27 protein-coding genes and 1 riboswitch are annotated in these 25,464 nt (G+C 41.8%); of the genes, 12 read left to right on the plus strand and 15 right to left on the minus strand.

Annotation, left to right across the window (positions count from 1 at the left end):
• Positions 1-130: 130 nt before the first annotated feature.
• Positions 131-1,321, plus strand: coding sequence for a hypothetical protein (locus FQ085_RS09810; RefSeq protein WP_149456490.1), 1,191 nt, complete (start codon positions 131-133; stop codon positions 1,319-1,321).
• 58 nt (positions 1,322-1,379) lie between these two features.
• Here FQ085_RS09810 and FQ085_RS09815 read toward each other — a convergent pair whose 3' ends face one another.
• From FQ085_RS09815 to FQ085_RS09835, 5 genes are all read right to left on the minus strand, one after another.
• Positions 1,380-1,778 (minus strand): thiol-disulfide oxidoreductase DCC family protein, encoded by a 399-nt coding sequence (locus FQ085_RS09815; protein WP_058386612.1) that lies wholly within the window; start codon positions 1,776-1,778, stop codon positions 1,380-1,382.
• A 55-nt stretch (positions 1,779-1,833) separates the two neighbouring features.
• Entirely contained in the window at positions 1,834-2,196 is a 363-nt protein-coding gene (locus FQ085_RS09820; protein ID WP_149456491.1) for a nuclear transport factor 2 family protein, read from the minus strand.
• Between the two features lie 83 nt (positions 2,197-2,279).
• Complete coding sequence (locus tag FQ085_RS09825; RefSeq protein ID WP_058386614.1) at positions 2,280-2,807, minus strand: TraR/DksA C4-type zinc finger protein; 528 nt, start codon at positions 2,805-2,807, stop codon at positions 2,280-2,282.
• A 93-nt stretch (positions 2,808-2,900) separates the two neighbouring features.
• A complete protein-coding gene (locus FQ085_RS09830) occupies positions 2,901-3,833 on the minus strand; it encodes a phosphotransferase family protein (protein ID WP_149456492.1) in 933 nt (310 codons plus the stop codon).
• A gap of 107 nt (positions 3,834-3,940) precedes the next feature.
• Positions 3,941-4,843 carry a cation diffusion facilitator family transporter gene (locus FQ085_RS09835; protein WP_149456493.1) on the minus strand — a complete coding sequence of 301 codons (903 nt, stop codon included), beginning with the start codon at positions 4,841-4,843 and terminating at the stop codon, positions 3,941-3,943.
• Positions 4,844-4,948: 105 nt separating this feature from the next.
• Positions 4,949-4,996, plus strand: a riboswitch (PreQ1 riboswitch).
• A gap of 97 nt (positions 4,997-5,093) precedes the next feature.
• Here FQ085_RS09835 and queF point away from each other — a divergent pair.
• Entirely contained in the window at positions 5,094-5,588 is a 495-nt protein-coding gene (gene queF / locus FQ085_RS09840) for a preQ(1) synthase (protein WP_058386617.1), read from the plus strand.
• Between the two features lie 12 nt (positions 5,589-5,600).
• Positions 5,601-6,251, plus strand: coding sequence for a queuosine precursor transporter (locus FQ085_RS09845; RefSeq protein WP_149456494.1), 651 nt, complete (start codon positions 5,601-5,603; stop codon positions 6,249-6,251).
• Between the two features lie 43 nt (positions 6,252-6,294).
• On the opposite strand, the gene FQ085_RS09850 is transcribed toward FQ085_RS09845, so the two are convergent.
• The 5 genes from FQ085_RS09850 to FQ085_RS09870 all read right to left on the minus strand — a co-directional run bounded on the left by FQ085_RS09850 (position 6,295) and on the right by FQ085_RS09870 (position 12,053).
• Complete coding sequence (locus FQ085_RS09850; RefSeq protein WP_071153390.1) at positions 6,295-7,134, minus strand: endonuclease/exonuclease/phosphatase family protein; 840 nt, start codon at positions 7,132-7,134, stop codon at positions 6,295-6,297.
• 535 nt (positions 7,135-7,669) lie between these two features.
• Positions 7,670-8,434 carry a MerR family transcriptional regulator gene (locus tag FQ085_RS09855; protein WP_149456495.1) on the minus strand — a complete coding sequence of 255 codons (765 nt, stop codon included), beginning with the start codon at positions 8,432-8,434 and terminating at the stop codon, positions 7,670-7,672.
• 62 nt (positions 8,435-8,496) lie between these two features.
• Positions 8,497-10,236, minus strand: coding sequence for an ABC transporter ATP-binding protein (locus FQ085_RS09860; RefSeq protein WP_149456496.1), 1,740 nt, complete (start codon positions 10,234-10,236; stop codon positions 8,497-8,499).
• 147 nt (positions 10,237-10,383) lie between these two features.
• Positions 10,384-10,695 carry a DUF3817 domain-containing protein gene (locus tag FQ085_RS09865; RefSeq protein WP_058386622.1) on the minus strand — a complete coding sequence of 104 codons (312 nt, stop codon included), beginning with the start codon at positions 10,693-10,695 and terminating at the stop codon, positions 10,384-10,386.
• A 164-nt stretch (positions 10,696-10,859) separates the two neighbouring features.
• Positions 10,860-12,053, minus strand: a complete 1,194-nt coding sequence (locus FQ085_RS09870) for a class I SAM-dependent rRNA methyltransferase (RefSeq protein WP_078080065.1) — start codon at positions 12,051-12,053, stop codon at positions 10,860-10,862.
• A 118-nt stretch (positions 12,054-12,171) separates the two neighbouring features.
• On the opposite strand from FQ085_RS09870, the gene FQ085_RS09875 reads away from it, so the two are divergent.
• Positions 12,172-12,375: a hypothetical protein gene (locus tag FQ085_RS09875; RefSeq protein WP_058386624.1), complete on the plus strand. Its 204-nt coding sequence runs from the start codon at positions 12,172-12,174 to the stop codon at positions 12,373-12,375.
• A gap of 53 nt (positions 12,376-12,428) precedes the next feature.
• On the opposite strand, the gene FQ085_RS09880 is transcribed toward FQ085_RS09875, so the two are convergent.
• Entirely contained in the window at positions 12,429-12,785 is a 357-nt protein-coding gene (locus tag FQ085_RS09880; protein WP_149456497.1) for a SpoIIAA family protein, read from the minus strand.
• Between the two features lie 183 nt (positions 12,786-12,968).
• On the opposite strand from FQ085_RS09880, the gene FQ085_RS09885 reads away from it, so the two are divergent.
• The gene (locus FQ085_RS09885; RefSeq protein ID WP_058386626.1) at positions 12,969-13,631 is read left to right on the plus strand and encodes a GntR family transcriptional regulator; all 663 of its coding nucleotides are present in this window, start codon (positions 12,969-12,971) and stop codon (positions 13,629-13,631) included.
• Positions 13,632-13,731: 100 nt separating this feature from the next.
• On the opposite strand, the gene brnQ is transcribed toward FQ085_RS09885, so the two are convergent.
• Positions 13,732-15,102 (minus strand): branched-chain amino acid transport system II carrier protein, encoded by a 1,371-nt coding sequence (gene brnQ / locus FQ085_RS09890; RefSeq protein ID WP_149456498.1) that lies wholly within the window; start codon positions 15,100-15,102, stop codon positions 13,732-13,734.
• A 468-nt stretch (positions 15,103-15,570) separates the two neighbouring features.
• On the opposite strand from brnQ, the gene FQ085_RS09895 reads away from it, so the two are divergent.
• A complete protein-coding gene (locus tag FQ085_RS09895) occupies positions 15,571-15,936 on the plus strand; it encodes a CidA/LrgA family protein (RefSeq protein WP_058386628.1) in 366 nt (121 codons plus the stop codon).
• A complete protein-coding gene (locus FQ085_RS09900) occupies positions 15,936-16,625 on the plus strand; it encodes an LrgB family protein (protein WP_058386629.1) in 690 nt (229 codons plus the stop codon). The genes FQ085_RS09895 and FQ085_RS09900 overlap by 1 nt, the downstream gene beginning before the upstream one ends.
• A gap of 126 nt (positions 16,626-16,751) precedes the next feature.
• On the opposite strand, the gene FQ085_RS09905 is transcribed toward FQ085_RS09900, so the two are convergent.
• Positions 16,752-18,356, minus strand: a complete 1,605-nt coding sequence (locus tag FQ085_RS09905; RefSeq protein ID WP_149456499.1) for an ABC transporter permease — start codon at positions 18,354-18,356, stop codon at positions 16,752-16,754.
• Complete coding sequence (locus tag FQ085_RS09910) at positions 18,356-19,267, minus strand: ABC transporter ATP-binding protein (RefSeq protein ID WP_058386631.1); 912 nt, start codon at positions 19,265-19,267, stop codon at positions 18,356-18,358. Before FQ085_RS09910 ends, FQ085_RS09905 begins: the two co-directional genes overlap by 1 nt.
• Positions 19,268-19,643: 376 nt before the next feature.
• Here FQ085_RS09910 and FQ085_RS09915 point away from each other — a divergent pair, with 376 nt between their 5' ends.
• The 5 genes from FQ085_RS09915 (at position 19,644) to FQ085_RS09935 (ending at position 24,382) form a co-directional block, all read left to right on the plus strand.
• Entirely contained in the window at positions 19,644-20,492 is an 849-nt protein-coding gene (locus FQ085_RS09915; protein ID WP_149456500.1) for a transporter substrate-binding domain-containing protein, read from the plus strand.
• A gap of 232 nt (positions 20,493-20,724) precedes the next feature.
• Positions 20,725-21,423, plus strand: a complete 699-nt coding sequence (gene pxpB, locus FQ085_RS09920; protein ID WP_149456501.1) for a 5-oxoprolinase subunit PxpB — start codon at positions 20,725-20,727, stop codon at positions 21,421-21,423.
• Entirely contained in the window at positions 21,407-22,387 is a 981-nt protein-coding gene (locus FQ085_RS09925; RefSeq protein WP_149456502.1) for a 5-oxoprolinase subunit C family protein, read from the plus strand. Before pxpB ends, FQ085_RS09925 begins: the two co-directional genes overlap by 17 nt.
• On the plus strand, positions 22,384-23,154 hold the full coding sequence (locus FQ085_RS09930; protein ID WP_149456503.1) for a LamB/YcsF family protein: 771 nt from the start codon (positions 22,384-22,386) through the stop codon (positions 23,152-23,154). Before FQ085_RS09925 ends, FQ085_RS09930 begins: the two co-directional genes overlap by 4 nt.
• A 22-nt stretch (positions 23,155-23,176) precedes the next feature.
• A complete protein-coding gene (locus FQ085_RS09935) occupies positions 23,177-24,382 on the plus strand; it encodes an NRAMP family divalent metal transporter (protein WP_058386636.1) in 1,206 nt (401 codons plus the stop codon).
• Between the two features lie 50 nt (positions 24,383-24,432).
• Here FQ085_RS09935 and FQ085_RS09940 read toward each other — a convergent pair whose 3' ends face one another.
• The gene (locus FQ085_RS09940; protein ID WP_071154114.1) at positions 24,433-25,464 is read right to left on the minus strand and encodes an ABC transporter ATP-binding protein; all 1,032 of its coding nucleotides are present in this window, start codon (positions 25,462-25,464) and stop codon (positions 24,433-24,435) included.

The raw sequence follows: 25,464 nt of genomic DNA on the forward strand, positions 1-25,464 counted from the left end.
TCTGTACGTAATTTTACCGACCTTGCCATTAACAGCTTTCCGGTATGATGGTTATTTATTCTCTTCTAAAAAGGTTCATTTTTATTGTTGAAAGGGTATATGCCTAACAATAGCATGTGGAGGTGTAAATATGGAAAACGGATTAGATATTCTTGTATTGGAACAATCCAATACATTCATTTATTTCAGATGGACAGCGACCGAGGACGTTTGCCGCGTAAAGCGAGATGGGCAAATGGTTTATACCGGCACTCAAAATCGCTTTAAAGATGAAGGATTAAAAGAAGGTCACTTGTATACCTATACACTTGAACGCCTAGATGCGTCAGGACACTGGGTAGATAAAATCAAGCTACAAACAGCAACAGAAAAACGACAAATGAACAGCAACAATCGTTTAGCAGAGTTAGTTTTAACGACCATTGTTTCTAACAGTCGTATTTCTTTAGCTTGGGGAAAAATTGTTGGCATTACGGCTTATGATATCTATCGCAATGGAGCATTTATTGAAACCGTTGAAAAAAATCAGTACACGGACCGACAAGTTTCGATGAACGAAGAAGCAACTTACTGGATTCGTGGCAACCGTCCAATCGTAAAGTCTCAAAAAAAGGTTAGCGACAAAAAAATTGCGTTAAATAAGTTTTTTAATAGTTTACACCAAAAATCTCCGCAAAAAAAAGCAGCAACAGAAGACTTTTGGCTGACTAAAAAAATTGCTTCTCTCGATTCTTTATTGTCCAATAAAGAATCGACTCAACTAGTCCCAGCCTGGCAATTACGCTATACTACTTTTCTGCCAGATACCTTATTGAAAAACCCTAATCTCTTGTCCCCTTTTGCCTATTTTCAAGGGGATGGACGAAGCTTTGACGCTGAGTCACCGCATTACCGGTCTCAAGTCAATCTTACTATTAACTTTAACCAAAGTCCGACATTGGTATGGGACAAGCACATAGGACCCACCATTGGATACAATTGGCGAAAAAATTTTAGCAAAGCTGATATTGCTTCCTCTCAAAAAATTGAATTAGAGAAAGCAGCAGAAATCGAACAAAAAATGGTCATCACCTTAACGCATTGCGTAGGAAACCCACTCACAACGTCACCAAACATTGATTACGAACTATCAGCTGATTTTTATCAAAATGGCACGTATGACATTATTGGCGTACATGATCAATCGCCCAATCACGAAGTTTATTTGAAGTTTGAAGATAACCACGAATGGACGGCCATTCATCAAAAAGAAAGTGAAGGTCTCGCTTTTATGGCAGGACCTACTGCCAGTCACTATTGGCGAATATCCAATTTCTACTGAGATTTTCTATTCCTAAGAAAGCCCGAACCCGAGGATTACCGGATTCGGGCTTGTTCTATTATTTGTCCAGAAATCGTTTGCGTATGTGAGGAGGGGGCAGCATGCAGCTATCCAACTTGCCGAATACTTTATACCGATTTTTAGCGATAATGTCATACGCGCCGTCACGAACTACTCGTGGAAATGGTTTCAAGTAATGCGCCAATTTCCAGAGACCTGTTAAGTGATGCGAAATCATTAAAGCCCCTTCAGATTTCACAAACGCCTGTCCATCCTTGATCAATACTAAACTATCGACATCTCCCGGTACTTTGAATTTCCTTGAAAGTTCTTGGCCAATCTCACTTTGCAACGAAGCAAACTGATAATAGCCAGCGGGATCATGATTGATGATAAATTGAACGCTTGAATCGCAAAAATTGCAGTCTCCATCAAATAATACGATGGCATGTTCCATGAAAAATTCCTCCTTCGACAAAATAGTTCTGTTATGTGAATAGCCTATTCTTTCTTTATTCAAACACGTTGCTAGCTGAAACTGTTCCTTGATGGAAAAATAATCTCCAGCCATTTTCTCGTTTTTTCCAGACAGAACTCCGGTTCGTCAGCTTTCCCGTCTTTAAGTTGGTTATTTGGTACGTGGTCAGCACAGCATCTGGACCTAATTTGTGCATTTCGAAAAAATGAATAGCCATTGGGTCGGGATTTGATGGAAAATCCCCTTCAAAATCCTGACGTTTAATAAGACCTCCAGAACTGCCAAATTCAAAAAACTCATCGTCCAGCACTTCACTTAACTTATCGGTTGAAACCCAACACTCTTGCTCCAAGTGGCTGCATTCAAGCCTATAAATTTCTTCTTTCAATCTATCCATACTTAACCCCCTAGCTGTTATTTCCCGGGAAATCGTGCTGTTTTTTAAATCCCCTCCTTGCCTAACGGCAGGAGGGGATCGTTTTATTTATCGTCTTTGAAAAAATCTTGTGAATCTTCGCTTGGTTGATCTTGCGGTGTATCCGACGAGCCAAAATCCTCTACATCTTCAAAACTATCTTGGTAGTCTCGAATGCCATCGTCTTCTTTTTTGACAGGCTGTGCTGTGGAAGCCTGTAGAACATCTTCTTCAGATGGGCGACTTTCCAAATCCGGATGTTGATCTGCGTGATCGATACAAGTCAACGCGGTTGGCAATGCTTCCAATCGTTCAAACGGAATTTCTTTGCCACACACTGAACACGTCCCGTAGCTACCGTCTTCAATTGCAGCTAGAGCTGCTTTAGCGTCTGCTAATTCTTCTTCTTTAAACTGAGTCATCGCCAGACCGCGTTCTTGATCGTATAAATCTGTGGCATTGTCAGCAGGATGATTATCGTAGTTTGAGAGCTCGGTCGTCTCAAACTCTTCTGTATGCTCTACGCGTTCTTCTAGTGATTCTACTTGTTCTACTAATTGCTTTTTCAATTTCTTTAGTTGTTCATCTGTCATCCAATTTCCTCCTCAAAAAACTCACTTATTGTTATATTGCCTTTATCGGGGAAATCAAACCTGAAATGATACTGACTCTTTTAGCAGGAGGACTTAAAAGTCATCAAATCGATCCAAAAGACTTAATAAATAATCATCTAATCGATGTCGTACCAACTCGTCAGACAATCCTTTCATACCGAACGCTTTCCACCCCGGGTACACAGTAGGTGATCCATTTAAGGTGTCTATTAGTGAAACCAGATCCCAATACGGATCGTAAACAAATAGATTCCCAGCATGCCGCTGATACGCTGCCAGAAACTCATTAGCAACAGAAATTCCATACATCTGAGCTAGGTTGACACGGCAATGGCCAACATCGATTCCTGCGGGCCCTCGACATGCGTTGACCCAGTCTACGATAGCACTAATTTCGCCGTTTTCCCACAGCACATTAGCTGGATGGAAATCTCGATGAATGAAACACTCCCGCACTTTAGGACGGTTTCCAGAAACAATGTAAAAAGCTCGCATCCAATCGTTTTGAACTTTGGACCACGTCGGCTTTTCAAGTAAGAACGCATCGTTATAAGAAAAATATTCGTATGGAAAGTCTTCTGCCTTTATTTGATGCAACTCTGCCAAAGCCGCTGCCAGTCGATCTGTCCAGTTGTTATCATGAGTTGGTTGAAGTACGACAGAGCCAGACTCTTTTGTCATGAATACTGCAGGCACGCCATTTTCTTGTCCGGTTTCGTCATAAGCGATTAAGTGAGGGACAAGAAGGCCGGACTGCTCAGCGTACTGAAGGCTATCTGCTTCATGTCTTGCTAAATCAGGCTCTTTTTCCAACCAATCGGCTTTATGAAAAAGTCGCAGAACGTAAGAAAGCACTTGATCGTTCTCTTTGACAGTTAGCTCAAATAGCTTTGAAGAGGTTCCGCCCGTCAGCGGATCAACGTCGATGATTTCTACTTGCTCGTTTAGTTGGCTTTTCACCCATTCTATTGATTGCTTTTGTAATCCATACTGTTCGCCTGCCATTCTTGTCGCTCCTTTCTGCCTATCTTTTACCTTTAGTTTACCATGAAAAATATGGATGCTATCCGTCAATGATAGAGAAATTAACAGATAATCCACTCTTTTTAAATTTATACCTTTAGTGAGTCGTGTACAGTGTCGGTTTTTTCAATTTGGATGGTGGCATGTTCAATTCCGCACACATCATAAACCAATTTCAAAGCTTCTTGAAGAACCTTTTGCTCTTGTATATTGACATCGACATCAATGTGGCATGTAAACAAGTCCATGCCAGATGTAATCGTCCACACGTGAAGGTCATGAACGTCTAACACACCTTCGATTTCAAGCAGCCGCTCTCTCACTTGCTGCGTATCAATCGTCTCAGGTGTTCCCTCCATCAAAATATGAATGCTATTTTGAAGAATGCCCCAGGCGCTCCGCAAAATCAATAACGCAACAGCGACCGAAATCAGCGGATCCGCTATCGTCCAGTCAAATAACAGAATAAGCATGCCCGCTACTATGGCGCCTACTGAACCAAGCGCATCTCCGATAATATGCATATAAGCACTTTTCATATTAAGATTGCCTTGAACATCGGCACCACGGTTTAACACCCACGCGCTCAATACGTTAGCAGCAAGACCAATTGACGCAATGACTAGCATCCAACCTCCTTGAACTTCCGCAGGCTCATATAAACGCTGGACAGCTTCATAAATGATAAAACCTGCCATAACAAATAACGTAATACCATTAATAAAGGCGGTAAGAATTTCAAAACGGTAGTAGCCATAGGTTTTGTTAGCAGACGCTGCTCTTCCCGCAAACCAAATAGCTGACAAACTCAGTACCAGTGAAACCGTATCCGACAACATATGACCGCTGTCTGCAATTAAAGCCAAACTGTTTGTGAAGAGTCCGCCGAAAGACTCTAGCAACATGATGCCGGCTGTTATGATAAGTGCGATAGATAAAGCTTTTTTATTGCCGCTTCTAACTGTTTCAAAATGATCATGATCATGCCCCATGCGATCCTCTCCTTTGGCTGTTGCTAATATGTTAACAAATTTGGTCGATTGACAACGCATAGTAAGTCTTATACGATAGATGAGTAAAAAGTAAATACCCCGGCAACGGGAGAGGTTCATAGCATTTCACCCTCTATAAAAAACTATGGATTGTCGAAACTCAGCCAAATCCACATGCGATTTGGCTTTTTCTTTTGTCCGTTTTTTATAACCCTCTTCCTAACCGGGCATCTAAAAGGAGGCCGTTTTTATGGCAGGAAGAAACGAAGACACGCTCGAGCATTTAGAATTGCTTGGCAATCAAAACACCAAGTATAAATTTGAATACGATCCAGACATTTTAGAACCCATCGACAATCTGCACAGCCGTGATTATTTTGTGAAATTTAATTGTCCTGAGTTTACTTCCCTTTGTCCGCAAACTGGGCAACCCGATTTCGCTACGATCTACTTGAGCTTTATTCCCGACAAAACATTAGTCGAAAGCAAATCACTGAAGCTTTATTTATTCAGTTTCCGCAATCATGGAGATTTTCATGAAGATGTTGTTAACATCATTATGAATGATTTAATCAAATTGATGGATCCTCGGTATATCGAAGTTTGGGGAAAATTCACGCCACGTGGCGGTTTGTCGATTGATCCTTACACAAACTATGGCCAACCTGGAACAAAATACGAAGAAATGGCATCGTACCGGATGATGAATCACGACATGAATCCCGAAACGATTACCAATCGATAAGGAGCTCAGCAAATGTTACTTTATTTGAACGGCGCATTTGTCGGCTTGTTAATCTTATCGAATATACTCGCGGTGAAATTATTCAGTATCGGCGAATGGGCTGTTTTACCGGCTGCTGTCATCGTCTATGTTTTCACTTTCCCGATCACAGATACGATTGCAGAAGTATATGGCAAAGAAGCTGCAAGACAAACCGTTACAGCAGGATTTGTTACACAGCTTTGTGCACTGGCGTTTATTTTTCTTGCTATTCATTTGCCAGCTGCTTCTTTTTTTACGAATCAAGAATCATTCGAAACCATCTTTTCTGCAGGTTTTCGTGTTACTGTAGCCAGTCTCGTTTCTTACTTTATTAGTCAAAACCTGGACGTCACTATTTTCCATAAACTGAAAGAAAAACATGGTCATTCCAAGTTGTGGCTTCGCAATAATGCCTCAACAATGGTCAGCCAATTGGTCGATACGAGCATTTTCATCACCATCGCTTTTTATGGCACTTTGCCAACTAGTGTATTACTTGGCATGATTGTGACACAATATGCATTCAAATGGCTCGTGGCTGCAGCCGATACGCCACTGGTGTATTTACTCGTCAAGTTATGCAGACGCGATCTAGCAGACCATCAAATTTACGGACATCAAAAACCGGAAGCTCTCCAATAGAGAGCTTCCGGTTTTTTCATCATATATGCTGAAGTTTGACTGTTTAGACCTTTGCCCGTTCTTTTTGCAAACCATCTTTACTGTGTACTGTCGCACCAGTCAGGACCATATCCGCTACAATCGGCATATGATCGGAAACGGCCGTCTCAATAACGGCTACCTGTACGACATCAATAGCGCTATCTGAAAAAATATAGTCGATTCGTATTGCCGGAGACAAAATCTCAGCTGTTTCTTTATTTGTGTAAGGAGAGGGATATGTGTAGGCATCGCCTCTTTTCATTGTCAAAAAAGCATCGTTGAACTGGCTGTTGAGTTTTTGCATATAACCGTTCGAAGGTGGGGCATTAAAGTCCCCAACAAGAATTTGTGGAAAGCGGCTTTTTTCTGTAAGGGTCAAAATTTCATCAACACTAACTGCTAGCTCTTCATCTTTCAGCGCTAAATGGGTATTAAATACACTCAAATAACTACCTTCCACTTCAATGATGGTTTCTAACAGACCCCGTTGTTCATTATTTCCAAATGGACACGGAACTTGAGTCAATAAATGATTTTCGACGTATTTGATTGGGTAGTTACTCAAAATGACATTGCCATATTGATGATTCGGACGTTCTGAATCTTCAGGTGCAAAACTCATATTAGCTCCGTAAGCCGCATGCATGCCAAGTCTTTTGCTCAACCACTCTACTTGGTCCACAAATGAACTGCGAGCAGAAAAATAACGGTCAACTTCCTGCAAGGCAATAATGTTCGCACAGGATTCCTCGATAACTCCTGCGGTCCTCTCCAAATCGACGACTCCATCCATCCCCAACCCATGAGCAATGTTAAAAGACATGACTTTGACAATTGGTGCTTTCTTTTGATTCCCGTGCATACAAACCTCTCCTTTTCGATTAACATAAATCGTTGGCAGCTGTTTAATTGGCTTTAGTATAACAAGTGCTTATGAAGTGGCTGTGACAAGAGTGTAAAGATTTCGTAAATGGAAAATCCGAGGCGGTCCGACTTGCTTCCATTTCAGAAGAGTTTACGCACGTTCAGTAGAGTTTACGCACGTTCAAGAAAATTTATGCACGTTCAATAGAGTTTACACACGTTCAAGAAAGTTTATGCACGTTCAGAAGAGTTTACATACGTTCAAGAAATTTACGCACGTTCAGTAGAGTTTACGCACGTTCAATAGAGTTTACGCACGTTCAAGAAAATTTACGCACGTTCAGAAGAGTTTACGCACGTTCAAGAAAATTTACGCACGTTCAGTAGAGTTTACGCACGTCCAAGAAAGTTTATGCACGTTCAGTAGAATTTAGAGATGCGCAGCAAAAACAAAAGCTCCGCTCTAAACCAATCGCAACATAAAAAATGCAGGCAGCCTATTAAGTCTCGGCTGCCTGCACTTGAACAAATTTTTATTCTTCTGGTGATGTATAAACCACAATGGCGTCCCTCAAAAATTCAGCGGCTCCAAGGTTTACTTTGTTGTAATACGCAGCAAATCGCTCGTCTGCCACATAGATCTCTGCGAGTCCTCTATGCGCTTTCTTGCTATAGGACGGCCACGTAAAGTTTAACCACTGGCGATGTAACGCAGCCATTTGCTGAGCCGCGTCGCTCGACGGGTCTTTCGTTTCGATAGCGTTTGCCAAGCTGTTTAATACTTGCTGCTCTAAACTTTTAAACGCCAGAAACTTCTCTTCGCCCATCCCTAACATGTTGGCATTCGATTGATCGACTAGACTATCACCATATTTACTGCGTATTTCATTGCCATATTGCTGTTCGTTGTCGTCCACACGTTTTTGCTGAAAGCCTTGAAATTTCTCTTTGTCCCCCATCATGCTCTCTCCTTTTTTCGTGGAAATGGTTTTTTCCACATTGATAATCAAGAGATCCAATTGCAGCCGTTTCGCGAGAAGTGTTTCCCGGTGTGCTTTTAAAGCTTTGGCACTATCGAAGCCAGAGTCATTAACGATGTTCTTTATCTGTTCCAGTCTCAATCCGAGTTCGCGGTAAAATAAAATTTGCTGCAGCTTATCGACTTCCCGCGCGCCATAAATTCGATATCCGGACGCATTTTTTCTTAACGGCTTCAATAAATCAATTTCATCGTAATAACGCAAAGTCCGCGTGCTAACTCCGGCTAACTCCCCCAACTTTTGCACGGTATAGTCCATTTCTCCACCTCCTAATGAATCTACCCTACACCTTGACGTTACGTTAAGGTCAAGCAGGTTAATCAAGTTAGTTGCTGTGTGGCAAAATCGCGGTACAGCGCGTGACTCGCTATTAGTTCTTGGTGAGTTCCAATTCCGGTAACACGCCCTTTTTCAATAAAAACAATTTTATCCGCATCCACAATTGTCGACAGTCGATGAGCGATAACCAAAGTAGTCCGCCCTTCCATTAAGCGACTTAAGGCCTGTTGAACAATGCCTTCTGACTGACTATCTAAACTCGCTGTCGCTTCATCCATCATCAAAATTTTGGGATCGCGTAAAAAAGCTCGGGCAATGGCAATTCGTTGACGCTGACCGCCGGATAACTTAACGCCGCGTTCCCCGACTTCTGTATCCAGTCCATCAGCAAAGCCACGTATGAAATCTTCCGCATAAGCCATACGTGCAACTTGCCACAATTCTTCAGCTGAAATTGCTGCCGAGTTTGGCAATCCGTACGTTAAATTTTCGCGAATGGTGCCACCCATCATAGCACTTTCTTGCGACACATAACCGATTTGATCTCGCCAAGACGTGATTGAAATTTCATCGATTGGCATGTTCCCTATCAAAATCTCACCTGACAGTGGTTCGTAAAAGCGTTCAATCAACCCAAAAATTGTAGTCTTTCCACCACCACTTGGTCCTGCAAATGCAATCATTTCACCGGGTTGTGCTTCAAATGAGATATTAGCTAGAACGGGCTCTCCTTCCCCATAAGAAAAACTTAACTTATTAATTTGTAACGATTTCCCGGCAATATCTAAAGTTGATTTTGGCTGTTGTTCTTCTAATGGCAATTCTAAAATGTCGATAATGCGTTCTGTCGCACCTTTGGCTTTTTGAAGCTCTGTGAAAAAGCGCGCGAAAGTCGCCATCGGAACAATAATTTGAAATAAATACAATAAAAATGCAACGAGCGAACCTGTCGACATTTCCCCATTTGCTACACGAATTCCGCCGTAGCCGATGATTGATACGATAACGACCATGACGACCAAATACATTAACGGTGCAATCAATGCGTAAATTTTGGCTTCTTTCATACCAAGCGCAAACAATTTATGGATGCCTTGTACACCTTTTGTTTCTTCTGTATGTTCAGCCGTTGAAGATTTCATCAACCGAATTTCACCCAAAGTTTGTTGCACATGCCCCGTAAAATGAGCAGTCTCGTCTTGTAAGCTACGAGAAATTTTGGCCATTTGGCGGCCTAGCGGTACCATAACGACAACTGTTAGCGGAACCGACAACATCATCAGAAGCGTCATTTTCCAGTCCAGAATGACCAAAATAATTACTGCCCCAATTATAGAAATAATGCCGGTAACGAAAGAAGGGAAATGATCCGTGATTAAATTCCGAACAATTCCCGTATCATTGACAACTCGACTTACCGTTTCTCCACTGGAATGCTGATCAAAATAACGGACACGCAAGCGGATCAATTTTGCCCACATGCGCTCTCTCAAGCCAGCGACTACTCGTTGTCCGACCATGCTGAGCAAGTAAATCGAAATGCCATTAATGACAGCTTGCACAATAAAAGCCGCAACGATTCCAACAATCAACGGAACACTTAAGTCATTAAGGGAAAAACCATCAACTAGATTTTTTGTTAATAACGGTACCACAAGTCCAACAAGCGTAGTAATCAGACTAGCCGTCAAACCAATAGCTAGCGCAAGTTTCGGGATTTTCAATGTCAACAATAGCGAAATAAACGGCTTTAAACTCTTTTCTTTAGCGTTCTTTTTCATCATAGGAGCCCCTGTTCTGTCAGTCGCATGAAGCGAAGTTACTCTAGTTCTTCACTAGTTTATTACAGAAAACTTATAGCTGTTCTACATACACTAAAAACACCTGCAGAAAAATTCCACAGGTGTTTCCATTTATAAAATCGGTGTTTAGGCAGCTAAAGTTTTCAGCTGTTGCCAATTTTCAAGGCGTTTATCTAAAATGAAATTACCAAACGGCACGAATGCTGAAACAACGGCACCTACAGAAAAACGGAACGGCCATTTAAAAACAAACGTCATATAAATGGTAATTAAAATATACATACTGAACAAAGCCCCGTGAATCGGTCCAATCACGCTAACCGCTTCTGGAAAATCAAAAAAATATTTTAACGGCATCGCAATAAACAGCAAGATTAGCAGTGAACCGCCTTCAACTACGCCCATAAAACGAAATGTGCTTAACGCATTTTTAAACATGAACTATCCCTCGCATTCTGCTTTCATTATAAAAGCGAAAGGGGAACGCTGTACAGGGATTAGCGGGAGAACGCGGGAACTTTCTACAAAAGTACGCAAAATTTCGACACAAACCATGAGTCGTTCCTTAGTTAACTAGGCTAGAATAAAGAAACCTTTCTACGTTATCCTAGTTTCACAAAAAGAACTTTCAAGTAATTGCCTTCTTTAAATTCTTTGTGCACGCGGAAATCACTAGGTAATGTGAATTCCTCAACAATGCTGTATTTTCCACCAAGTTCCTTAAAGGCTTTGTCGATAAATCCTTTAAATTTCTTCATGCCAAAAGAAGCACTATTGGTCGAAGCAACGATAACGCCGTTTTTTTCTGTAATGGCGATTGCCTCTTTCATCAAGTTCGTATAATCCTTAGACGTACTAAACGTGTATTTTTTTGAACGCGCAAAGCTTGGTGGATCTAAAATCACGACATCAAACCTTAATTCTTTTCGCTTAGCGTATTTAAAATAATTAAAGACGTCCATAACCAAAATATCCTGATTTTCAAAATCAATGCCATTCACACTGAATTGCTCAATCGTTTTACTAGAACTTCTCTTCGCCAAATCGACACTCGTCGTTTTCCGTGCTCCGCCAAGTGCGGCTGCTACTGAAAATGCGCCAGTGTAGGAAAACGTATTGAGTACTGTTTTGCCTTTGGCGTATTTTTGCTTGATCACATTTCGTACATCACGCTGGTCTAAGAAAATTCCTGTCATCGCTCCGTCGTTTAAGTAAACAGCAAAGTTCACACCATTTTCTTTGACGACTAACGGAAATTCACCGCGTTCGCCCGCAACAAAATCATCTTCCTCGATATACTGACCTTTTGTATCAAATCGTTTTTTCTGGTAAATGCCTTTGCATTCCGTCACATTTTGAAGTGCGGCAATGACTTGATCTTTAAACGTATAAACCCCTTCACTATACCAGCTAAGTAAATAAAAACCGTCGTAATAATCAATGATCAACCCTCCGAAACCATCACCTTCACCATTAAAAACGCGAAAAGCGGTCGTCTCTGAGTTATTGAAAAAAGCTTGTCTACGAGAAATCGCAGTCGTCAACTTGCGTTCAATAAATGCTTGATCGACAGTTTCATTTTCATCATTGGTCAGCACCCAGCCATACCCCTTATTTTGTAAGCCGTAATAGCCTTTTGCTAAAAAACGTCCTTGTTTATCAACAAGTTTCAAAATACTTCCTTCGGTTTGGAGAAATTCTGCATTTTCTAAAGCTTCTTTCGTCACTAAAGGATAACCGTTAGCGTAACCTGTCTTAAATTTATCGTTTATTTTAACTGAAATTTCCGAATTCATAATCTCTCATCCTATCTGTCAACCACTGTTTTGCTTTATAATTAGTGTATACGATAGCTGACCGGATTCCCACCCTCGCCATGTGAATTTTCCAACACACTCAGTAGGAGGAATTGCCATGAAGCAGAAGTTTTATGTTTACAATATTCTATTAACTAATGGGGAATACCTGGAGAACATCCGCGTTGAAGGACCTCTTGAAGACCACTTTCCAGGGGTTTCGGTGAGTCTTTTTTCTGTTGAAAATATCGAAGGGAAAACGATTGTCTTAAGCGTATTCCACATCGTCAAAGCCGATTTAATTAGCATAGAAGAGTCATAAAGCAGATTCAGACTACAAAAAGCGTTTTGCATGACAGATGCAAAACGCTTTTTCTATTCCTGAATCCAGTCCCAAGCATTGTTCATTTCATCTAATGTAAAATATTTCACTTCGAGTTTCGGTAATAATTTTTCTATTTCTGCTGACTTTTCTTTTATATGGCTGGAACTGATTACAGCAAATTTATGAAAATGATTCCATGCATCCATGTTTACTTTCATGCTTTCTTCTAGTCCTTCAAAAGATGCGCCTTGTCTTTCACTTATAATGGCATAAATATTGAATTTTCCTTTATCCGCATATTTTTCTTGAATGATTTTATCAATTTTCATCGCATCCCGGTATGTGGCTGCTCCTTCGAATTCAATAGCGATTGTTTCTATGTCTTTGCTTGGTACAAATGACAACATCTTTATTCCTCCTCGTCAGTAATAGACTTGTTGTTAGTTTTCATATTCCCCATTTAGAAGCTAACAAACGGCTATAGCCAGACTTTTTAATGCTATCTACCGATATATTGCATGAAATATTTTGTCGATGGTGCCAATTACTGTATAATAGAATCTATTACGCAGTAAAAAGGGGAGCTTGTAATGCCTATTCCAGTTAATCACGCTAAGCCAGTCCGCGTGTCAGCTAAAGAAAGTGCTTATCTTCAATTACAGCAATGGATTATTGATGGTACGCTGCAGCCTGAAGAAAAATTAATCGATACAGAATTGGCGCAAGCATTGAGTTTAAGTAGAACTCCAATACGCGAAGCGCTGCAGCTGTTGGAAGTTCAAGGGTTTGTAGAAATGTTTCCAGGAAAAGCTACACGCGTCACTACTATTAAAAAAGGGGACCTCAAAGACTTGTTGCCACCTCTCGCTGTTTTGCAAGCCTTGTCAGCAGAACTTGCTATTCCTAATCTTGACGAGCATGTCTTTCGTTTGCTCGAAGAAACTAACCAACGATTTATTGAAGCCATTGAAAGCCAAAATGGTTTTTCAGCTTTAAAAATCGATCAAGAGTTTCATCAAATTATTGTCGATGCTGCAGATAATCCTTATATCCACTCAATCCTCAGCAGTCTCCAGTCTCATGTAAGACGACAATTTTTTCATCATTCATTGATGTTAACTAAGAGCTCATACGATGAGCACGTCGAAATTATCCAGACCTTAAAAGAAAAAAATCCAACTAAAGTGACACAACTTATGAAATCCAATTGGATTCGTACGATCGATGAGTTGTCGACTGAAAAACTTCTGTAAACTAATTAGAAAAAGCTGCATCAAAAGCATAGACGCTTTTGATGCAGCTTTTATTTTAGAAGCAAACCTGGTTTACCAGACCCGCCATTATTGCTTAAAATTATGCGTTATGCTGAGCCGATTGAACTTTTACAGTTTTTTTGGTCCGAGCAATAACCGTTGTGATCGCGATAACAAGTAGCGCAGGCAAAAGCCAACCAAGACCGTTACTGTATAATGGCAACGTAGCTGCGTAAAAATCGATAATCGACTGCAACCATGCTGGATTGTCGACTCCGATTGAAGAAGTTAAGGTTTTCAATCCATCAATGACACTAATAAATAATGTAACAATGATTGTCGATACATAAACCAGTTGCGCATGTCTGAACAACGGCGACAAGAACGCCAGGATGATCAAGACAATCGCTAATGGATACAAGAACATTAACACAGGAATTGAATAGGTAATGATGTTCGCAAGTCCCGCATTGGTCACGACCAATGAAAAGACAGAGAAAATCACAACATACGTCTTGTAACCGATTTTCGGCGTTAATTTGTGGAAAAATTCAGCGTTTGCCACTGTCAAGCCAATCGCTGTTGTTAAACAAGCTAGGATGATGATGACAGCAAGCAACATGGCACCAAAAGTTCCGAAATAATAATCAGAAGCCCCACTGAGTACGGGTCCCCCTGTTTCCATAAGACCTAAAGTAGCTGTACTCGTTGATCCTAAATAAGCAATTCCTGTATAGACAATTGCCAATAAAGCTGATGCAACCACGCCACTTTTCAAGGTAGCCATCAATACGCCTTTAGGCGAATTCACGCCCATTTTGCGAACAGCCGAGATGACAATAATTCCGAACACAAGAGAAGCAAGTGCGTCCATCGTGTTATAGCCTTCTGTAAATCCAGTAAAGAAAGCGTCGCTTTTATAAACCGGTTGTGGTGCTTCTTGGTTGCCCATTGGTTTCACAAAAGCGGCGACCAACAAAACGCCCAACGTCAGCAAAATAGCTGGTGACAAAACTTTTCCGATACTATCAACTATTTTTGTTGGGTTTAATGACACAACAAGTGAAACGCCAAAAAAGATCAATGAGAAGATAAGCAAACCGATCGTTGCGTTTCCTGCTCCAATAAACGGAGCCACTCCAACTTCATACGAAACTGCACCCGTTCTTGGTAACGCGAAGAAAGGTCCAATTGTTAAATACAGCATTGCCGTGAAAATCAGTCCATAAACGGGATGCACACGGCTTGATAAATCCTGCAAATCATTGCTTTTCGAATAGCCAATTGCCAATATTCCAAGTAACGGCAAGCCGACACCAGTAATCAAAAATCCGAAGATTGCGATCCATACGTTTGTTCCTGCATATTGTCCCAGCTGCGCCGGAAAAATTAAGTTTCCTGCTCCGAAGAACAGCGCAAACAACATCATCCCTACTACTGCATAAGACTTAAACGATAACTTACTGTCCATTACTATTTCCTCCTGTAGATTAAAACCATGGTTTCGTCTTTAGTATTTACAATTTCAATATAACACGTTTCTTCTTTTTAAAACGTATACGATATATTGCATAAAATAATAATACAACATTGAGTCCAAAATGCAAGCTTTTCAACGGAAGTTGTTTTTAAATTCCGTCTATTTAGTCAATTGTCATTTTCGGGTTATTCTTCCAATATAGTATCTATACTATTAAGTGTATAAATAATCAAAAATCATATTTCTCTATGTGGATATACGCGCACCGTAACGCAATAAAGAAAGGTAAATGACTCTAACACTATCCACAAAAAATACAGCTTGGATTCTCGCATCGTTATTTCTGATCTGATTAGACAAACACAGCCTCTACTCTCGCTTTTCAAATGAAATGCTGTAAAATAACTTACTATGGAAAGAACAGGGTTTTTTATTACTAACCGGAAGGCGGCGTTCTCTTTGAAAATCATCTACATCTTTCTTCAGCTTTTCGCCATCACTGGCTTTTATTTATTAGGTGAAACAATTCAAGCCCTCTTCAACATTCCGCTGCCTGGCAGTATTATTGGTTTTCTTTTATTGTTTGCTGTTCTTATGCTTAAAGTTTTTCCACTAAAATGGATTGATTCAGGTGCACATTTTCTATTGGCTTTTTTACCACTTTATTTTATTCCTGCTACTGTTGGTGTCGTTGAATACGGAGAGCTGTTTTCTGGAAAAGGAATTTTACTAATTCCCATTGTCATGGTTAGTACGTTTCTTACCATCGCGGTATCCGGCTGGGTCAGTCAATATATCGCCGCGCGAAAGGAGCCGTCTTCATAATGGAAGTTAATCTAATTGCTGTTTTCTTTGCCGCCTTGACTATTGCTGTTTATTTTCTTACGAATGTTGTTTATGTGAAATATCAAAAAACGCTATTGAACCCAGTACTTGCTTCTACAGCAATCCTATCGGTTGTATTGGTAGTCGGCAACATCCCTTACGATACGTATTTAACAGGTGGCAGCTGGATCGGTACACTTTTAGGGCCGGCAGTTGTCGCGTTAGCCATTCCTCTTTATAAACAACGCGGTTTGCTTTTCAGTAATTTACTCCCTATTTTTTCAGGCATTATTGCAGGGGTGGCAGTTGGCATGACGAGCGGAATACTGTTTACTCAGCTATTCCATTTTTCAGAACAACTGATTTTGACGGTTTTACCAAAATCATTGACGACACCCGTCGCGATGCAAGTGGCAAGCGACCTTGGTGGTATTCCTTCTCTAGCTGCGGTTTTCGTTATGGTTGCAGGGTTTACCGGTTATATTATCGGCCCGTTCTTTTTAAACTGGTTGCATATCGATTCGGCAATCGGTCGCGGCATCGCACTCGGTACTTCCTCACACGGCATGGGCACAGCAAAAGCCTTTGAATACGGTCAGCAAGAAGCTTCGATGAGCTCTGTTGCCATGACCTTAAGTGCTGTACTTGGGGCCTTACTAGGGCCTGTTGCGGCGTTTTTGCTCCTGTAAAACAGTAAGAAGAGGCTGTCTCATAATCCTCTAAAATAAAAAAGACAGAGAAAAAGGGTTGCCCTCAAAAGTCGTTTTTCGTGACCTTTTGGGACAGCCCTTTCTTTTATTGCTTTCAATTCGTTGTTATTTCCCAATATCCCTCCGATTAAATCCAATCATGCCAATGACAATGAAACCAATGGCGACCAAAATCAGTATGGCTGCAGTTAAATAGTCCATCTCCTCAATCGGAAGTTGAGGCACATGACCATAAGGCGTTAATTTTTCTACCCAGTCTGGAAATCGAAACAGGTTGCCCATGTAAACGACGATAAAAGAAAACAGTAAATACAGCCATACCACACTCGTCCATTTAGGAGCCCAACCAAGCAACAGCGACGCGACCCCGACCATAACAAGAACTGCTGGAAAATAAACCATCGCCGAACTGTAAAACATGGCGAGTGACAGATTTTCTGCCATTACCAAATTTCCTACCAGCCCCATACTAACAGGCGCGATACTCAACATCACAACTGCCGTTAAAATGGCCATCGCTAGGTAACTAGTCATTATGTGGTTTCTGGAAACTGCACGACTCAAAATATGCTCGAGTCGATCGTTCTTTTCTTCTGTTTTCAATTTCAGAATGGCCATTAATACCGGAATGCTTCCTATAATCGCCATAACCGCCATAAGTATTGGAATGAATTGCTCTATCAAAGAAGAGCCCGTTGTCTGAACAATCATTTGTTGCATAATATCAATTTCATTAAAAAACGATTCTAAATCACCGAGAATTGAACCATAAGAAATGCCGATGAGTAGCAAACCTAGTCCCCATACAAGTAAACCGGTTCGCTGAAGCCGAAAAACAAGCCCAAACGAACTGAGAAGTAATTTTGAAGCTCCTTCTTTTCCTGTCCGTGAAGCCAAAAAGCCTGATCCGAGATCTCTGATTGAATTGAGGTACAGAGCTAATCCCATCAATAGCAACGCAACTGTCACGGTTAACCCTATTGGCCACCAATAATTATTGACGTAAGCTTCTGTTCGCAAAATCCAGTTGAGTGGCGACAACCAAGACAAGGTTTCATTTGTCACGTCACCGATAGCGCGAATGATATAGGCTAGCAACAAAACAACAAAAGACAATCCCAATGTCGTTCTAGCGTTTGAAGATAGCTGTGCACAGACAGCTGCCACACCAGCAAATATTAATCCGCTCGCGCCCAAAGCAGAACCGTATACTAACGATGCTTCAAACCCCATACTTTCTATACCTAGCATCGTTAACGAAACAGCAGTCAATAGCGCCAATACTACATTGACTCCGATCAACACCAGTAAAATAGACAACAGATTCGATAGTCGGCCTACTGGCAAAGAGCGAATCATTTCGATGCGACCATCTTCTTCATCTGTGCGTGTGTGACGAATTACGAGCAAAATGTTCATTAAACCGACCACTATCGCGGTCATTAAAAGCATTTCATGAGCAGTCATAGCTCCGATTGTGTAATCATTAAACCCATACCCTGGTCCCACCATCGCAGTCATGGCAGGATTCCGCATCGTTTCAGCCATCGCTTGCCTTTCTGCATCCGTTTGATACAAGCCAACAAAAGCTAAGGAAACAATGACTGAGACAGCAGCGAACGATATCAACCAGATAGGTAGACGCAGACGATCGCGACGGAGAATAAAAAGGATTAACGTTGCTGTCCCTTCAAAAAGATGTCGCTTCATTATAATCCGCCCCCTGCTCCTGTCGGTTTACTGGCTCCTTCGTAATGACGCATAAATAGTTGCTCCAAAGTCGGCGGTGAACTTTCGATGCGAATTACGCCGAACTGACTAACATACCGAATTACATGCTCCATTTCTTGCGTGTCCACGTGGAAAGACCACGCATTTCCTTTCTGCTCAATGCCACTCACGCCTTTAAGTCCTGCCAAATCTTGAATTCGTTCTTTTGTTTCCACTAGCAAAACCGAACCTGTTAAATGGCGAAGCTCGTTTAACGAGCCCGTTTCAATGATTTTTCCTTCACGAATAATCGCGACTTTATCACAAAGCTTTTCGACTTCAGATAGGATGTGACTGGACAATAAAACGCTCTTCCCCTGTGTTTTCGCTTCGATAATGTATTCCTGGAAAACTCGCTCCATTAAAGGATCAAGACCAGAAGTCGGTTCATCTAGTATATACAAATCTACATCTGATGACAGCGCTGCAATCAACGCGACTTTCTGCCGATTTCCTTTAGAATACGTTCGGCATTTTTTTGTTGGATCTAAGTCGAATTTTTCGATGAGGTCCTGTCGGCGATTCAGGTTGTTACCTCCGCGCAGTTTGACAAACAAATCGATAACTTCTCCTCCTGTTAAGTTAGGCCATAAATTGACGTCGCCAGGAACATAAGCGACACGCTTGTGGATTTCCACCGCATCTTTCCACGAATCCTTACCAAAAATTTCAGTTCGTCCTTCTGTAGCTTTTAAAATGCCAAGCAAAATGCGCAAGGTTGTAGACTTACCTGATCCATTAGGTCCGATAAACCCGTAAACTTCACCTTTTTCTACTTGAATATTCACTTTGTCCAGCGCTGTAAAATCCCCAAATCTCTTCGTCAAGTCAACTGTTCTTAAAATGGTCATGGATATCCCTCCTAGTTTGCGTAAAATAATTTAGTCAAAATATCGAGATATTCATAAAAGTAACAGCTGATTCATTCTTAATGGAACTGATCCGCTAAGCCAGTTGATAGAATTGGTTTTATTCCTATCACCTAGCTTTACAATTTTTGGATTTCACGTGTTCTTTCGCAGCATGTTCTACGTTCACATTAAAGCTTCCGGTCATGTCGGTCAATAACCTCCTCTCATTAAACTGATTTTTCCAACTATTTTCCGTGTGTGATTCTAGATTATTTAACTGCGATTGACACTCTGTTAATTTTAAAATCTGACCATTGCCACTACTCTTCAATAATGCTATGTTTTAATTGCTAAAAAATTATAGGAGGAATAGTAATTGAAAAACTCATCTTTCGGTAAAAAAGTATCCGTAGTTGCTGGTTTAGCCGTATTATCGCTGCTTGCAGCTTGTGGAAATGATGACGATACAGCTTCTGAAGAAAAGGCATCCGCATGGGATGAAATCCAAGACAAAGGTAGCTTAACAGTTGCCACATCAGGTACCTTGTTTCCAACATCCTACCGCGAAGAAGGGTCAGACAAATTAACTGGCTTTGAAGTAGAGGTGGTTCGTGAAATTGGTGAGCGCTTGGAATTGGACATTGAATTCACAGAGCTTGGTTTTGATGAAATGTTAACGTCTGTTCAAACAGGACAAGTCGATCTGGCTTCAAATGATATTGAAATCACAGAAGACCGCGCAGAAAATTTCATCTTCTCTACACCGATTAAATATTCGTACGGAACAGCAATCGTCCGTTCAGAAGATTTATCAGGAATCAAGACATTAGAAGATTTGGAAGGCAAAAAAGCAGCCGGTGCTTCAACTTCTGTCTACATGGAAACTGCACGCGAATATGGCGCTGAAGAAGTCGTCTACGACAACGCGACAAACGAAACGTATTTACGTGACGTCGCCATTGGACGAACAGATGTCATTTTAAATGATTATTACTTGCAAACTTTAGCCATTGCAGCGTTTCCAGAGCTGGATATCGTCATCCATCCAGATCTAAAGTACAGCCCTTCCGAAGTTGGCGTCGTCATGAACAAAGACAACGACGAACTAGCTGAGAACGTCGATCGCGTTATCGAAGAAATGCTAGAAGATGGCACAATCGCCGAAATCTCTGCTGAATTCTTTAACGGTGCCGATGCTACCCAAAAAGTGAATATTGACGAATAAAAGCAAGAAGTCGCGGTCATTTGAGCGGCTTCTTTTTTGTTGTTTATTTATAATTAAAGATGAACTTATTCCAATTAATGGATATACTGTCCAAATCAGCACAAATACTGTCGAATTTAGCCGAAATACTGTCCAAATTTGTAAAATACTGTCCAAAAGCGTTCAAATACTGTCCAACCTCCCCTATACTAGAATGAACAAGTAAGAATAATCAGGAAACGAGGAGATCTAGGTGAATATTTCTTTTTCGCCACTCGGCGACCAAGCAATTGTCATCGAGTTTGGCCATGAAATCAATGAGCAAACTAAACAAGCGGTTAGGAGAGTATCGACTTTACTAGAAAAGCAAAAACCCGATTGGATGATTGAATTTATTCCTGCGTTCGTAACCGTAACGGTCTTTTATAATCCCATCTTGGCGCTTTACGATAAAGTAAAAATTGAACTAGAAAGACTGCTATTACATCTAGGTGAAGATTTGGCAGTCAAAACCACCACCATTGAAATTCCCGTGTGCTATGGCGGCGAGTTTGGGCCTGATCTCGAATTTGTAGCGCGACATAACAAACTGACTCCACGTGAAGTTATTGATATCCACACTTCCGGCACTTATTCAGTACATATGATTGGTTTTGCACCCGGCTTTCCCTTTATCGGTGGCATGTCTGAAAAAATTGCAGCTCCGAGACGCGATTCTCCGCGTCTCCGCATTCTGGAACGGACAGTCGGCATTGCCGGTCTGCAAACGGGCGTCTACCCGATTGAAACTCCTGGTGGGTGGCAATTGATTGGCAGAACGCCGATTCGACTCTTTCTTCCTGAAAACGATGTTCCGAGTTTACTTCGTGCAGGTGACCAAATTGTTTTCAAAGAAATTTCCAAAGAAGACTATGATGCATGGGAGGAAAAGCCAGATGCTGAAAATCCTTAAAAGTGGGTTACAGACTTCCGTTCAAGACTTAGGTAGGACCGGTTTTCAGAAATACGGCGTGATTGCTAGCGGCGTCATGGATCCTTTCGCACACCGTCTAGCCAATTTATTAGTCGGTAACGCGGAACAAGCAGCGACCCTCGAAATTACATTAGTGGGGCCAACCATTGAATTTACCGAAAATGCGGTCATTGCTCTGTGCGGCGGAGATTTGAGCCCTCAACTAGATGGTGCCCCGGTAACTATGTGGCGGATGCACCCGATCAACAAAGGCAGTACCCTAACGTTTGGTAAGCCTATAATTGGTGCGCGGAGTTATTTAGCAGTAGCTGGTGGCATTGATGTTCCCGAAATAATGGGCAGCAAATCTACGTATCTGCGTGCCGGAATTGGTGGATTTTGTGGACGTGCCTTAAAAAAAGGGGATGAAATTCCGATAGGAAACATAACCCAACAACAATCCCTAGCATTCCAGCATACTAGCGACAATGAGTTCGACTGGCTAGTCCCGCCGGCTCGTTATTTTGAAGAACCCGTTCTTCGAATGATCAAAGGAAAGCAATTTAATTTATTCAATGAAGACAGTAAAAACCGAATTTTTAATGACGTATTTACCGTTTCTTCGGATTCAGACCGCATGGGTTACCGACTCGAAGGCGCCGGTCTAGCTTTGGAGCATCCCACCGAATTGATTTCAGAGGCGGTGGCTTTTGGTTCTGTACAAGTTCCCGCCGACGGCAATCCGATTGTCCTGCTTGCAGATCGTCAAACAACGGGCGGCTATCCGAAAATTGGACAGATTATCTCTGTCGACTTGCCGCTCATTAGCCAGTTGAAACAAGGGCAACATCTACGCTTTAAAGAGATCTCTTTACTAGATGCGCAACAGCGCTTGGTTGAACAAGAACAATACATTCGGCAAGTCAAAGCCGCAATTCAATTAAAACAGGAGGAATGGACATGACTTTTAAAGTAGATTTAAACTGCGACATGGGTGAAAGTTTTGGCGCTTACCAGATGGGCAATGACGAGGAAATACTTGATTACGTAACATCAGCAAACATCGCTTGTGGATTTCATGCTGGTGACCCTTCAATTATGCGAAAAACCGTTAAACTGGCGCTCGAGAAAAACGTCGGCATGGGGGCTCATCCCGGGCTTCAAGACTTAGTAGGGTTTGGACGTCGCAACATGGCTCTGTCTCCTCAAGAAGCTTACGATTTGGTCGTTTACCAAATCGGTGCTTTATCCGGCTTTGTAAAAGCTGAAGGGGGCCAGTTGCAGCACGTCAAAGCGCACGGTGCCCTTTACAACATGGCGGTCAAAAACGCGTCATTGTCTGAAGCGATTGCAGAAGCTGTCTATAAAATCGATCCGGAATTGATACTGTTCGGACTGTCGGGCAGTGAAATTATTAAAGCTGGAGAAAAAATCGGCTTACGCACTGCGAATGAAGTCTTTTCAGACCGAACTTATCAAATTGACGGCTCGTTAACACCAAGAACTGAGAGCCATGCCTTAATTACCGATCCACAAATCGCCATCAATCAAGTCGTTCGCATGGTTAAAGAAAACAAAGTCGCCACTGTTGAACAAACCGATGTTGCGCTTGAAGCAGAGACGATTTGTATACACGGAGACGGCATCAACGCACTTGCTTTTGCCCTTCAGATTTCAAAATCCTTAAAAGAATCGGACATTCATATTGTGAAAATAGGCGACTTTGTTTAAGACAAACTAAGGGGGGATTTTGATGAATAATGTAAAGAAGATGAAGAATACGAATCGTAGCGTTTTGCTTGGTGCGGCTTTCCTAATGGCCACTTCCGCGATTGGACCTGGCTTTCTAACACAAACAACCGTTTTCACCGAAACCTTATTGGCTTCTTTCGGATTTGTTATTTTAATTTCCATCATTATTGATATTGGTGCACAAACGAATATTTGGCGCATCATTGCCGTGTCTGGAAAACGCGCTCAAGATATTGCCAATGACGTCTTACCGGGCCTTGGCTATTTTCTGGCTTTACTAGTAGTGATGGGTGGACTGGCCTTTAATATTGGGAACATCGGTGGAGCTGGACTCGGCACAAACGTGTTATTTGGAATCGATCCGAAAACCGGCGCCATTTTAAGTGGTGTGCTCGCCATCGGTATTTTTGTCGTAAAAGAAGCCGGACGAGCAATGGACCGCTTCGCGCAAGTCCTCGGCTTTGTTATGATCGGGTTAACCGTTTATGTGATGATCACTGCACAACCGCCGATCGGTGAAGCCATTACGAAAACATTTATTCCAGATACGATTGATATCTTTGCGATTGTTACGTTGGTCGGTGGAACAGTTGGTGGATACATCACTTTCGCCGGTGGACATCGTTTAGTGGACGCAGGATTGACTGGTAAAGAAGCATTGCCCGAAGTAACGAGAAGCTCAATTTACGCCATTGCTATTGCCTCACTTATGCGCATCATTCTGTTTCTAGCAGTTCTCGGTGTTGTTTCTCAAGGACTTTCATTGGATCCGTCTAATCCACCCGCTTCGGTTTTCCAGTTAGCAGCGGGGAATGTCGGCTATAAAATGTTTGGAATTGTGATGTGGGCTGCAGCTGTCACTTCCGTTGTAGGAGCAGCTTACACTTCGGTATCATTTATTCGGACATTCAGTCCACTTCTTGAAAAATATCATCGTGCATTAACCATCAGCTTTATCCTTATTTCTACACTTGTTTTCGTCATTATTGGTAAGCCTGTAGTCATATTGGTTCTTGTCGGGTCTGTAAATGGATTGATTTTACCCATTGCACTCGGCGTTATGCTAATTGCTGCGCATAAAGTCAAAATCGTTGGTGACTATAAACATCCTTTATGGATGACCATTTTTGGACTCATCATTGTGGTAGCCATGTCTTGGATGGGTGTTTACACCTTAATGAACGGTATTCCCGCCTTGTTCAAATAAAATATAAAAAAACCAGTAAGGCCAACTTCGGCTTTACTGGTTTTTTGCATTTAAGATGAAGAATGTCCTGCTTCTACAAATTCAGAGCGATCAGATGATGTGGTAACCCGTGAGTCCTGAAGCCAGCAAGCCACAGAATGCCCTGTTTCAGATACCGTATCTTGCGGTGTATACGTATGGCATACCGTCATTGTATGCGGGCACCTTGCCGCAAACGCACAGCCTTCTCCAAGCGTTGCCAGATTAGGTGGTGACCCGGCAATCGGCAGTAACGGCTGCTCACGATCTTCAGTTAACTTCGGCATGGATTGCAACAGTCCGAGCGTATACGGATGCTGCGGATTGTAGAAAATTTCATCCACCGTCCCTTGCTCAACGATTTTGCCGCCATACATAACAGCTACGCGATCTGCCATATTGGCGACTACACCCAAGTCATGTGTGATTAAAATAATGGCCGTATCCGTTTTCTTTTGCAGATCTTTCATCAATTCAAGAATTTGTGCTTGAATTGTTACATCGAGCGCAGTTGTCGGTTCATCCGCGATCAATACTTTCGGATTACAGGCAAGTGCCAGCGCAATGACCACACGCTGCCTCATTCCTCCAGAAAACTGATGCGGGTAATTATCCAGCCGTTTTTCCGCTTGCGGAATTCCAACTAGCTTTAGCATATCCAGCGCACGTTCACGGGCACGAGCTTTTGTTAGTCGCTCATGACGCTGAACACCTTCCATAATTTGTTTACCGACTTTCATCGTTGGGTTTAGTGAAGTCATGGGATCTTGAAAGACCATCGAAATTTCCGAGCCACGCAAATTGGTAATTTGGCTTTTCGACATCTTCAACAAACTTTCACCATTATAAACAATGTCGCCTTTTGTCACTTCGGTAGTAGCTGTTGGCAATAACTGCATAATCGATTTGGCGGTTACGGATTTCCCCGAACCCGATTCTCCCACAATCGCTAATGTTTCCCCTTTTTTCAACTCGAAGTTTACACCTCGTACAGCTGTCAGTTTACCGGTTTGGGTTTTAAACGCTACATGTAAATTATCAACCGTCAAAATAGTATTGCTCAT

Source organism: Planococcus sp. ANT_H30, from assembly GCF_008369335.1.
GTDB lineage: Bacteria > Bacillota > Bacilli > Bacillales_A > Planococcaceae > Planococcus > Planococcus kocurii.